The organism is Sporacetigenium sp. TC11, from assembly GCF_058146105.1.
Genome location: NZ_JBYVNY010000001.1, coordinates 73165 through 85862 on the forward strand (window position 1 = coordinate 73165; position 12698 = coordinate 85862).

Below are 12698 nucleotides of genomic sequence, written 5' to 3' on the forward strand. Positions count from 1 at the left end.
TTACTTACCACCCCCTTCTCTCATGTATATATTATAATTATAAGTTCCATTATTTATTTTTCTTTCTATATCTACATATTCTTTTTCATCAATTTCAATAAACTTAATGTAATCCCCTGATTGTAGTAAAATAGGTGGATTTCTATTAGGGTCATATAATTTTAGTGGGGTTTTACCGATGAGCTGCCATCCTCCAGGACTATCTATTGGATATATACCCGTCTGATTTCCTGCAATCCCTACAGAACCTCCTGTAATTTTAGTTCTAGGAGTTTTTAATCTAGGAGTAGCTATTTTCTCATCCATTCCCCCTAAATATGGAAATCCAGGTGTAAATCCAATCATATATATTAAATAATCTCTTGACGTATGTATTTTTATTACTTCATCAATAGATAAGTTATTGTGATTTGATACATTTTCTATATCTGGTCCGTATTCTCCACCATACAATGTAGGTATTTCAATTACTCTAGGTGCTGGTATTTCTATATTACCTAGATTTTGTTCTATTTCTTTTAGTACATTTATTAAATCAATGTGTTTTATTTCTAAAGGATTGTAATGAACCATTAAAGATCTGTAAGTTGGAGTTATTTCGACTATCCCTTTAATTTCTCTTTGACCTATTGCAATCATCATAGACCTAACCTTGCCGTTCACTTCATCTGTGATTTTGTCTGAAAATTCTATAACTAAAGCTTTATCGCCAGAATTTAAATATTTTGTTTTTTTATACATTTTGAATCCCCCAAACCTTTTTATTAAAGAAAATGGATGAGTCAACATCCATTTTCTTTAATTTTATATTAATGTGCTAACATACTCATACTTTGTAGAGAAACTATACCTGCATATCCAGCTACTAATACTATAATCAATCCAAATATAAATAGCCATTTAGGATGCTTATATTCACCTACAATGTCCTTTCTTCTAGATGCCCATATAATTGTTCCAACTGTAACAGGTAAAATTAAACCGTTTAATGCTCCTGCTAATATTAATAGTTTTGCTGGCTTACCTATTAATGCCATAATTACTGTAGATATAAATATAAATCCTATTATAAAATACTTTTCATTCTTAGCTATAAATGGATGTAGTGTTTTTATAAATGATACAGATGTATAAGCTGACCCCACTACAGATGTAATTGCTGCTGCCCATAATACTATGCCAAAGAATTTATATCCTAGCATACCAGCCCCGTGTTGAAAAGCTGATGCAGCAGGATTTTGTGGATCTAATTGAATCCCCTTAGCGACAACGCCTAAAACTGCCAAGAATAAAAGTATTCTCATAGTAGATGCTATTATAATACCTGTAACAGATCCCCTTGTAATTTCTTTTATATTTTCTTCTCCAGTTATTCCAGCATCTATTAATCTATGTCCCCCAGCAAAAGTAATATATCCACCAACAGTTCCACCTAATAAAGTTATAGTTGGGAAAATTAATGATTTAATATTTTCTGGTGCTACTGTTCTATATAAAACTTCTCCTACAGGAGGTTTTGTAATAATTGCAACATATCCTACAATAACTATCATTAATACGCCTAATATCTTTACAAATTTATCTATTGCAGAACCTGCATCTTTAGATAAAAATATAAGTATTCCCATTATTCCACTAATAATAGCTGCTAATTTTACATCTATTCCAAATAAAACATTTAATCCTAGCGCTGATCCCCCTATGTTTCCTATATTAAAAGCTAATCCGCCTAAGCAAACTAAAATAGCAACAAAATACCCAAGACCTGGTATTACTTTATTCGCTATATCTTGACCTCTAAGTCCTGATACACCTATAATTCTCCAAACGTTCATCTGAGCTCCAATATCCAATATTATAGATAATAAAATTACAAATGCAAAGCTAGCTGCAAAGTCAGATGTAAATTGTGCTGTTTGTGTTAAAAATCCAGGGCCAATAGCTGATGTCGCCATAATAAATGCTGCACCTAAAATAGTCCCCAAATTTTTATTACTAGCTTTTACACCTTTTTTTACTTCCCCATTAGATTCTTTCATTTTTTATTCCCCCTATTTTATAAACTCTGAAAGCCTAGTTATTTCTATATTTTCTCTCTTAAGAGCTTCTCGAATTTTCTTCACAAATTCTACAGCTTGAGGGTTATCTCCATGTACACATATTGATTGAGCATCAATATTTATTTCTTGACCATTTATCGATCTTACTCTGCCATCTTTAACCATTCTTACAACTCTTGATATAGCTAAATCAGCATCATGTATTACTGACCCTTCTACGCTTCTAGATACTAATGTTCCATCTGGATTGTATGCTCTATCTGCAAAAACTTCACTAGCCACTCTTAGCCCCATCTCTTTTCCTGCTTTGATCATTTCACTATTAGCAAGACCTAATAAAATAATGTTTTTATCTACTTCATAAACAGCCTCTGCTATTGCCTTTGCCATTTTATAATCTTTTGCTGCCATATTATACATAGCTCCATGAGCCTTTACATGTTGTATCTTTTCTCCTTTTGATGATACAAAAGCCATTAATGCACCTAATTGATACTTAACATAGGTCTTAACTTCTTCTGGCGAAACTACAATATTTCTTCTACCAAATCCCATTAAATCTAAATAACCAGGATGCGCTCCAATTCCTACCCCTTGTTCACTTGCCATTTGTACTGTTTTTTCCATTACAATAGGATCTCCTGCATGCCACCCACAGGCTATATTAGCTGAAGATACAAACTTTATAACTTCTTCATCTAATCCAATCTTATAACTTCCGAAACTTTCACCTAAATCACTGTTTAAATCAACTTTATACATAATACCCACCCCCCTTGATTATTTAGAGCAAAAACAATGCCAAAATAATTTGTATTAATTTTACGCATTATTACTTCACCTATAATTTTAATTTTTTAAATTTTGTTTAAATTCTCACAATAAAAAGAGCGACTTCGCACAGTTTTGCGAAATCGCTCAATATAATTTTTGTATTTTATCTATTATCAGAATATTTTTCTATTTTTCTTTTTAATGCAAATCTACTTATTCCCAATAACTGTGATGCTTTAGAATGATTATTTTCTGATAAGTCTAGTGCAGCTTGTATATATTCATTCTCCATTTTTTGAGTCTCATATTCTAAAGAGAATTTCCTATCTAAAAATTTTTCTTTTAAATTGCATTTTAGTATATTATTATCCAAATTCTGTGTTCTTTTTTTAGAAATTTCTAGTGGTAGATGTTCTAAATCAATATATTCGTCACTATACAGTATAACTATTCTTTCTATAACATTTTTTAATTCTCTAACATTTCCTTTCCATGAATACATAAATAACTGTTCTTTTGCTCTTTCTGTTATTCCTTTAATGTTTGTTCCAAATTTTTTATTATACATATTTAAAAAATGATGTGATAATAACAAAATATCTTCTTTCCTTTCCCTCAAAGGCGGAACATGTATAGGTATTACATTCAAACGATAATATAAATCTTCTCTAAACTCCTTTTCTTCAATTGCTTTTTCTAAATTTTTATTTGTTGCTGCAATTATTCTTACATTTACAGATACATCTTCAAGGCCACCTATTCTCTTGAATTTTCGTTCCTCTAGAAATCGAAGTAACTTAGCTTGTATTTCTATTGGCAATTCTCCAATTTCATCCAGAAATAAAGTTCCACCGTGTGCTAATTCTACCAAGCCTTTTTTTCTAGCTCCTGCTCCTGTAAATGCACTTTTTTCAAATCCAAATAATTCACTCTCAACTAAATGATTAGGAATAGAGCTACAATTAATCTTTACCATAGGTTCATCTTTGCGTATACTTTTATTATGTATTTCAGCAGCTACTAATTCTTTTCCTGTTCCAGTTTCTCCCCTTATAAGAACAGTTACTTCATTGTTTTTTGAAAGAATATCTATTTTATTGTATACTTCTTGCATACTAGGATGTTCTCCAATTATAGATTCACTACTATAATTTATTTCTTTTTTTAGTAAATATATTTTGTTTTGCATTTTTAGATTTTTTAATGCTTTTTCAATAATTATCTGAATTTCATCTAAGTCAAGAGGCTTATTAATATAGTCAAAAGCTCCATTTTTAATTGCTGTTACAGCAGTTTTAATATCTCCATAAGCAGTCATTATAATAACTAATACGTCTTTATCTATTTCTTTGATTTTTTTAAGTACTTCCAAACCATTTTCCACACCTAATTTCAAATCCAGAAATACTATATTATGTTTATACTTTGTCAGTTTATAAATACCATCTTCACTATTAAAAGCAGTATTTACTTTATACCCTAAATCAGTTAATCCTTCTTTTAGAGACATACAAAGAAATTTTTCATCATCAATTATTAAAATACTTTTTTCCACATTCATCACCACCATGTATTGGAAATATTATTTTGAAACTCGTTCCTATACTTTCTTTACTTTTGACTTCTATTTCTCCATTATTTTCAGCAACTAATTTATGCACAACAGATAATCCTAGACCTGTACCTTGTGAGTTAGTAGTAAAAAAAGGATCAAATATTTTATCTATATATTCTGCTTTTATTCCACACCCATTATCAGAAAACTCAATTTCAACAAAATTACCTTTTTCACTTACACTATGCTTTAATTTAATATCTAATATTCCGTTGCTTCCAATTGCCTTTAGTCCATTTGTTATAATATTTAAAAATACTTGTTCAATTTGATCTTTATCAACATATATAAGTAACTCACTAAAATCTTCTTCAACACAAATCTTAATTCCATTTTTTAATGCAGATTTTTGGGTTAAATAAAGAGCTTTATTTAAAATTTCCATAGTATTTATTGTTTCATAGCTAGGTAATCTAGGCTTTGCAAAGTTTAATAAATCAGTAATAAGACTATTTAATCTGTCTATTTCATATAAAACCCCATCAAATAGATCTTCATTTGATTTTGAATAGGACGTATATAATCTCTTCTTCAAAACCTGAATACTCATTTTCATACCTGATAATGGATTACGGATTTCGTGTGCCATTCCAGCTGCTAATTGCCCCATAGAAGTTAGTCTATTAACCTTTTCTATATCTTTTTCAATCTGTTTTCTTTCTGTTATATTATTAAAACTGCATATAGCACCACCAATTTTATTTTTTGATGTTCTTAGTATTGATGTCACAACATCTAGATAATAATCATCATTATTATTTAGATCCATGAATTTATATGTATTATTTATATTCTCTTCCACAATTAATGTATTCTTTAGTTGTTTTAGAATTATTTCTTCTGCTTTTGTATTATCTTCTAAATTTATTAAATTGTATTTCAACATATCCTCTGCAGCCTGGTTTTTAGATACAATACTTTCCTCCCTATCTATAGTAATAATACCGGTAGAAATGTTTCTTAAAATATCTTCATTAAATTGTTTAACTTCTATTAATTTATATGTATTAAGTTGTAATTTTTCAATCATATTATTGAAAGAATCTGCTAAAATTCCAATTTCGTCACTACGCTTAATCATAATTTTGTCTTCTAAATTCCCATTTGCAATTTTATTACATATATTTGCTAAAATCTTAATTGGCTTTGAAATATTGTATGCAATTAGTATTGTTGCCTGCATAGAAAGAATCAAAAAAATAATAGCCACTAATAAAGTATATTTTTCAATATCTATTAATTCTTCAGAGAATATATTTTTATTTAAATTATATGTTATGGTCCATCCCCAAGGATCATAAATCTCATGAATTGAAACTATGTTTTTATCTTTTACTATCCCTTTATTAAAATGATTTATAACTTTCTTATTCCTATCAGCAATTATTAAGCCCGGTTGTTTTAAATTTTCATAATACTCGATAGTCATTTTTTTTGCTTCTTCTAATGAAATTTCCCCTTCTTTTACTTCTTTATTTTTATATTCTATAAAATAAAGAATTTCTCTTATATTTTCTTTTGCATTTAGTTTTTGTCTATCTAACAATAGCTTATATCCACTCCAATATGATATAATTCCTAAACTCATAATTGAAAGACTAATTAATACAATAAACGGAATCAAAATTTTATTCTCAATATCTATTTTCATTACAATCACCTTTTTATATATGTAAATTTACTAACACTATAAAACAAAACACTAGCAACAATAATGCCTGGCAAAATGGGATACGTTAAATTAGTACTTAATCCATATTTTAGAGTAAATATTATAATAGTTATAAGACCACCTATTATAGATGATATCGCCCCTTGTTTAGTAGCCTTTTCCCAAAATAATCCTCCATATAATGGCAATAGAAATGTTACTGAAAAAATTCCCCAAATATGATTGCCATAAATTAATAAACTTTCTGGGGGATTAATAGACAACAAAAGAGATATTGTTGCGAATATTATAATAATAATCCTATTTAGATTTAAAAATTTATCTTCATCCAAATTTGTCTTTGCAAAGTTATTAAATATATCATAACTAAAACCGCTTGCTAATATGAGCAGTTGGGAATTTGCTGTAGAAACGGCTGCTGCTATAATACCAATTAAAATAATTCCACTAAGAGAAGAGTATATAACTTTATTGATAATATAGGGAAATACTTCGTCAACAGAAGAGATGTCGTATATAGAAGGTTGCAGTACTCTTGAACCAACTCCTATAATTGCTATTCCAACGTATAGAGCTGATAAAATCAATACAGAAAAACATATCATTTTCACTGCACTTTTAGTGTCCTTTGCAGATATTATTCGCATTGCATACTGCGGATTTGCGGCTACTCCTAGACCCCATCCACAAAATCCATTTAATATCATTAGAGGAGAGTATGCTCCTTTAGAAAAGGTGTCTAACATTGCTCCTTTTTCAGTAAAGTTCGGAAATACGGGGAAAGGTTTTGTAGATATCTGTGCAGCTTTTTGATTTAAAACAGTAATTCCTCCTACATTTTTTAAAACCATAACTGTAGCTAACACTATTCCTAAAGCTATAAGAACGAAGTTTAGCTTATCTGTCTTTGTAACAGATAATAAACCTCCAAAGGTTGTGTATATAATAAATAAATATATTAAAACAATTGCCAGTGTATAATTAATATCTAGAAGTTCTGACATTACAACTCCAAATCCTCTTATTTGAATAATTATATAGAAGGTGTAGGTTAAAATAATTATACAACCTCCTATAACTTGAAGGGTATTGCTATTGTATCGAATTTTAAAATATTCTGGTACAGTTAATATATCATTCTTCTTTAGCCTATGTACTATAGTTAACAAAAAAGCAGCTCCCATAAACCAAGGTATAACTGAATATAAAATAGCTGCATAACCATATGCATATATACTACCCGATAGTCCTTGCATAGATGCAGCACTAAACCATGTAGCAGTAAAGGTGAGTATACTTGGAAATACCCCTAAGCTATTTCCAGCTACGAAAAAATCTTGCCTATTGTTTACTTTTTTAAATTCTCCTTTTCCATACCAAAGCAATATAACAGTATATAAGGTAAAATATAATAAATAAATAATTGATTTATTCATATTTAAATCCTTCTCCCCTTTTGTATAAAAATAACAATAAATATGTTCTTAATTATAACATACCTACTTGTTAAATTTTTCTTTTTCGTGTCTAAGATATTGACATATATCCTCATTTATTAACAAAATTAATCAGATAAACAAGTTTTATTATATCTATAGTTATGGTTTGGATTTGTATCTACGCAATATGATAATTTTCAAAAAATTCTATAATAAAAGGGAGCTTTTTAGGCTCCCTATATTTTAATCTCTAGATTTATGAACTTTAATTGCTTTACCTTTTATAGTTGAATTTTTAAGGTTGTTTATAACTAAATTTCCCTTATCTTGGTGTATATCTATATATGAACATCGTTCTTGTATATCTATTATTCCAATATCATCAGCACTAACACCTTCAATATTTGTAATTGCTCCAACTACATCTCCAGGTCTTATCTTTTTATTTTTTCCAGCATTTATATATATTTTCATAATATCTTTGTTTAATTTATCAGCCTTATTAACTTTTAACTTTGGCTTAGGATTAAAGCTTGATTTTTCGCTAATTATCTTTTTCATGTTTTTTAAATCATCATCAGATGGTATTTCTTTTTTTATTATTTCATACCCAAGGTATTCTTCAAGCCTTTCTAGGTATTTATATTCATTAGGAGATACAAGTGTTATTGCCTTACCAGTATTGCCTAGTCGTCCTGTTCTTCCTATTCTATGAACGTAATTTTCATTTTCCATAGGGATATCATAGTTAATAATATGTGTTATATTTTCTATATCGATTCCCCTAGCTGCTAAATTAGTGGCCACTAGAAAATTAAATTGTCCTCTTTTAAACTTTTCAATTGTATTTATTCTATCATTTTGAAACATGCCTCCATGAAGACCATCGCAAGGATATCCTTCATCTTTCATTTTATCTACTAACTCATCTACATTTTCCTTTGTCCCACAAAATAAAATGCAACTATCCGGTCTTTCAATATATATTATTTTATTTAAAGCATCAAATTTCTTCTTTTTTTCAACTTCATAATAAACTTGTTCTATTCTTTCTGATGCAAGGCTTTTAGGGGTGATCTCTACCTTTGTAGGATCAATCATGTATTTTTGAGATATTGATTCAATTTCTTCAGGCATAGTAGCTGAAAACAACATAGTTATTCTATTATTAGGTAATTCATCTATTATAGCTTCAACCTGCTCTATGAATCCCATGTTAAGCATTTCATCAGCTTCATCTATTATTAAATACTTTATATTTTCTACGTCCATTTTGCCTTTACTTATTAAATCTAGAGTTCTTCCAGGAGTTCCAACTATAACATGAACTCTTTGTTTTAACGCTATTATTTGTGCATTAATAGGTTGTTTTCCAAAAATAGCAGCACAACGTACTTTTTTAAATCTTCCAATGTTAGTTATTTCTTCACTTACCTGCATTGCTAATTCTCTAGTTGGTGTAAGTACTAATACTTGTGATTTTCTTTCTTCTAGATCTATCTTTTCGCAAATGGGAATTCCAAATGATCCAGTTTTTCCACTTCCTGTTTGTGATTTAACTATAATATCCCTACCTTCAAGAACCAATGGTATAACTTTTTCCTGAACTTCTGTTGGATTTTTGTAACCTAATTTATCTAGAGATTTTAATATTTCTTCACTTATTCCAATTCTTTCAAATTTTATTTTATCCATATAATACCTCATTTAATATAATTATTTAAGTTTTAATTTTGCAAAAGCTTCTGCAAATGCATTATTAAGTGGCTCATCGTCCTTCTTTTGTTTTTTAAGGTAATTTGCTACATCCTTTTTAGACGCCTTGTCACTTTCTTTTTTCTTTCTTTCATTAAAAGTAGAAAGTTTTTCTTTGTGTCCACAAACACATACAAAAACTTGTCCTTCACCTTCACCACGAAGTTCTAGTTTTTTATGGCAGTTAGGACATCTTGAGTTAGTTACTTTAGAAACACCCTTTTTATACCCACATTCTCTATCTTGACAAACAAGCATTTTACCTTTTTTACCGTTTACCTCAAGTAGGAATTTTCCACATTCAGGACATTTGCTTCTAGTCATGTTGTCATGTTTAAATTGTTCTTCACTGTTTTTTATTTCTTTTACAACTTCTTTTGCATAAGTCTTCATTTCATTTATAAAAGTATTTTTATTTAGATTTCCTTTAGAAATAAGACTTAGTTTTTGTTCCCACTCACCAGTTAATGTAGGTGATTTTAAATCTTTAGGGACTAAGTCGAGAAGCTGCTTACCTTTAGAAGTTATATATATATCCTTACCTTTTTTTTCTATTAAAAAGCTATTAAATAATTTTTCAATTATATCAGCTCTCGTTGCTACAGTTCCAAGGCCTCCAGTTTCTCCAATAGTTTTTACTAAATCTTTATTATTACTATTCATATACTTTACTGGATTTTCCATAGCTGAAAGTAAAGTTCCTTCATTAAATAAAGCTGGTGGTTTAGTTTCTCCCTTAGTTTGAGAAATACTTGAGATTTTCAGTATATCCCCTTTGTTTATATTAGGCAGTGTTTGATCTAGTATATCTTCTTCATCATCTTCAATGTTGTTATTATAAACTTCTTTCCATCCTTGAGATATTACTATTTTACCTTTTGCAATAAATATCTCATTTTCAATTTTAGCTTTTATTGTTGTCTGTTCATATTCAAATGGAGGATACAATACAGCTAGGAACCTTTTTACAACTAAATCGTATATCTTTCTCTCCTTATCACTTAATGAACTTAAAAATGGAATTTCTTCTGTTGGTATAATAGCATGATGATCTGAAACCTTACTGTCATCAACAAAGTTTTTATTTGCTTTTATTTGACTTCTTAAAATGACAATACCACATTTTGAATAAGGTCCAACAGAACAAGCTTTTACTCTATCTTTTAGTGTTTCTACTATATCGCTAGATATATACCTTGAATCTGTTCTTGGATAAGTTAAAACTTTGTGATTTTCATACAATCTTTGCATAATAGACAATGTTTCTTTTGCTGAATAACCAAATATTTTATTTGCATCTCTTTGAAGTTCTGTTAAATCGTATAATTGAGACGAATATTTCTTCTTATAAGATTTATTCACTTCTATAATTTCAGCATTTTTGTTTTTAGTTAACATAATTATGTTATTTGATTTTTCTTTATCAAAGGTCTTTGTATCTTTTGTTTTGTCATCTTGCCATATAAGTTTCAGATTATCTGAAATTGCTGTAATTCCATAATATGTTCTTGGCTTAAAATCTTTTATTTCTTCTTCTCTTTTTGCTATCATCGCAATAGTTGGAGTTTGAACTCTTCCACAAGAAAGTTGAGCATTGTATTTTGTAGTTAATGCACGTGTTGCATTAATCCCAACTATCCAGTCAGCTTCCGCACGAGCAAGTGCTGATTGATAAAGATTTTCATATTCCCTGCCATCTTTAAGATTCTTAAAACCCTCTTTAATAGCCTTATCTGTAACAGAACTTATCCATAGACGTTTAATTGGCTTTTTTACATGCACCTTTTCTATTATCCATCTTGCAACAAGTTCGCCTTCACGACCAGCGTCAGTTGCGATAACAATCTCGTCTACATCTTTTCTAGTCATTTGAGATTTAACAACACTAAATTGCTTACCACTTTGCTTTATAACAACAAGTTTTAGGCTTTGCGGTAGCATTGGTAAATCTTCAAGTCTCCATGACTTATATTTTTCATCATAGGCTTCTGGATCTGCTAATGTAACTAAATGACCTAAAGCCCATGTTACTATATACTTATCTCCTTCTAGATATCCATTACCTTTTTTATTACAATTTAAAACTCTAGCTAAATCCCTTCCTACTGAAGGTTTTTCTGCTAATACTAGTATTTTATTCATATAAACATCCTTTCAGAGTCAAATACTAAACTTGAGCAACGGACCTGCTTTTCAAGGTCGTTGGCGATATGAGCTTAGCGAATTTTTTATATTTTTTATACATATGAAATATATAATTATTTAATAATAAATTATATCATAGATTTTACAGAGGACTTACCTATTTTTAATAAATAAACTATCATCTTTTATTGTTGCATCATGACCGATATGATATAATAATAGTAGAATATTATACCAGGTACTAAAATAAGGAGATAAACTATATGAACTTAAAAGAATTGAAAATAGGAAACATCACTGTGCCTATACCTATAATTCAAGGAGGTATGGCAGTTAGAATATCAACTGCTCCACTTGCAGCTGCAGTCGCAAACGAAGGTGGAATAGGTGTAATTGCTGGAACTGGGATGAGTGTCGATGAACTTAGAAGTGAAATTAGAAAAGCAAGACAAATGACAAAGGGTATATTAGGGGTAAATATCTTATTTGCTGTTAAAGAATTCGCTGACCTTGTAAAAGCTGCAATTAAAGAAGATATAGATTTAGTTATATCAGGTGCAGGTTTTTCAAGAGATATGTTTGGATGGGGCAAAGAATCAAACACTCCTATAGTTCCTATTGTTTCTTCTGCTAAATTAGCAAAAATGGCTGAAAAACTTGGAGCAGCTGCTGTAATAGTAGAAGGTAAAGAAGCTGGTGGTCATCTAGGCACAGATAGACCTATGATGGACATACTTCCTGAAGTAGTTGAGGCAGTAAAAATACCTGTACTTGCTGCTGGTGGGATAATCGACGGTAAAGATATAGTAGAAGCTATAAAACTTGGAGCAAGTGGTGTTCAAATGGGTACAAGATTTGCTGCAAGTGTAGAATCTAATGCTTCACAACAAATGAAAGATCTTTACATAAAATCAACTAAAGAAGATGTTGTTCTTATTAAAAGCCCTGTAGGTCTTCCAGGTCAAGGTTTAAGAAATCCTTTTTACAACCTTGTTGAAGAAGGTTCAGCTAAAATTAATAGTTGTAAAGATTGCCTAAAACGTTGTTCTCATAGTTTTTGTATTATGGACGCTCTTGTAAACGCATGTTCATCTGGAGAATATGATGAAGCTTTAATATTTGCAGGAGAACACGTTCATAGAATAAAAGAAATACTACCAGTAAAAGATATTTTTAAGAATCTTTTAAATGAAGTATCAGAAGCTTAATATATTATTTATATTTAAATCAAAAAAGCT

Annotated in this window: 9 protein-coding genes; 1 reads left to right on the top strand and 8 read right to left on the bottom strand. The window is 29.6% G+C overall.

What is annotated here, in order from left to right; all coding sequences use genetic code 11:
- From pxpB to ACUSRV_RS00415, 8 genes are all read right to left on the bottom strand, one after another.
- Positions 1 to 741, bottom strand: a complete 741-nt coding sequence (gene pxpB, locus ACUSRV_RS00380; protein WP_490139922.1) for a 5-oxoprolinase subunit PxpB — start codon at positions 739 to 741, stop codon at positions 1 to 3.
- 68 nt (positions 742 to 809) lie between these two features.
- Positions 810 to 2039 (bottom strand): NRAMP family divalent metal transporter, encoded by a 1230-nt coding sequence (locus ACUSRV_RS00385; RefSeq protein ID WP_490139923.1) that lies wholly within the window; start codon positions 2037 to 2039, stop codon positions 810 to 812.
- Positions 2040 to 2051: 12 nt separating this feature from the next.
- Positions 2052 to 2822, bottom strand: a complete 771-nt coding sequence (locus ACUSRV_RS00390) for a LamB/YcsF family protein (RefSeq protein WP_490139924.1) — start codon at positions 2820 to 2822, stop codon at positions 2052 to 2054.
- A 175-nt stretch (positions 2823 to 2997) separates the two neighbouring features.
- The gene (locus ACUSRV_RS00395; RefSeq protein ID WP_490139925.1) at positions 2998 to 4389 is read right to left on the bottom strand and encodes a sigma-54-dependent transcriptional regulator; all 1392 of its coding nucleotides are present in this window, start codon (positions 4387 to 4389) and stop codon (positions 2998 to 3000) included.
- Positions 4364 to 6100, bottom strand: coding sequence for a sensor histidine kinase (locus ACUSRV_RS00400; RefSeq protein ID WP_490139926.1), 1737 nt, complete (start codon positions 6098 to 6100; stop codon positions 4364 to 4366). The genes ACUSRV_RS00395 and ACUSRV_RS00400 overlap by 26 nt, the downstream gene beginning before the upstream one ends.
- 5 nt (positions 6101 to 6105) lie before the next feature.
- A complete protein-coding gene (locus ACUSRV_RS00405) occupies positions 6106 to 7557 on the bottom strand; it encodes a sodium:solute symporter family protein (protein ID WP_490139927.1) in 1452 nt (483 codons plus the stop codon).
- 246 nt (positions 7558 to 7803) lie between these two features.
- Complete coding sequence (locus tag ACUSRV_RS00410) at positions 7804 to 9255, bottom strand: DEAD/DEAH box helicase (protein ID WP_490139928.1); 1452 nt, start codon at positions 9253 to 9255, stop codon at positions 7804 to 7806.
- 21 nt (positions 9256 to 9276) lie between these two features.
- Entirely contained in the window at positions 9277 to 11457 is a 2181-nt protein-coding gene (locus ACUSRV_RS00415; RefSeq protein WP_490139929.1) for a DNA topoisomerase III, read from the bottom strand.
- 266 nt (positions 11458 to 11723) lie between these two features.
- On the opposite strand from ACUSRV_RS00415, the gene ACUSRV_RS00420 reads away from it, so the two are divergent.
- On the top strand, positions 11724 to 12668 hold the full coding sequence (locus tag ACUSRV_RS00420; protein ID WP_490139930.1) for an NAD(P)H-dependent flavin oxidoreductase: 945 nt from the start codon (positions 11724 to 11726) through the stop codon (positions 12666 to 12668).
- The last annotated feature ends 30 nt before the right edge of the window (positions 12669 to 12698 follow it).

Coding starts and splice junctions, on each gene's coding strand:
- ACUSRV_RS00385 (WP_490139923.1), bottom strand. CDS start 2,039: ATGAAAGAATCTAATGGGGAAGTAAAAAAAGGTGTAAAAGCTAGTAAT.
- ACUSRV_RS00390 (WP_490139924.1), bottom strand. CDS start 2,822: ATGTATAAAGTTGATTTAAACAGTGATTTAGGTGAAAGTTTCGGAAGT.
- ACUSRV_RS00410 (WP_490139928.1), bottom strand. CDS start 9,255: ATGGATAAAATAAAATTTGAAAGAATTGGAATAAGTGAAGAAATATTA.
- pxpB (WP_490139922.1), bottom strand. CDS start 741: ATGTATAAAAAAACAAAATATTTAAATTCTGGCGATAAAGCTTTAGTT.
- ACUSRV_RS00405 (WP_490139927.1), bottom strand. CDS start 7,557: ATGAATAAATCAATTATTTATTTATTATATTTTACCTTATATACTGTT.
- ACUSRV_RS00420 (WP_490139930.1), top strand. CDS start 11,724: ATGAACTTAAAAGAATTGAAAATAGGAAACATCACTGTGCCTATACCT.
- ACUSRV_RS00400 (WP_490139926.1), bottom strand. CDS start 6,100: ATGAAAATAGATATTGAGAATAAAATTTTGATTCCGTTTATTGTATTA.
- ACUSRV_RS00415 (WP_490139929.1), bottom strand. CDS start 11,457: ATGAATAAAATACTAGTATTAGCAGAAAAACCTTCAGTAGGAAGGGAT.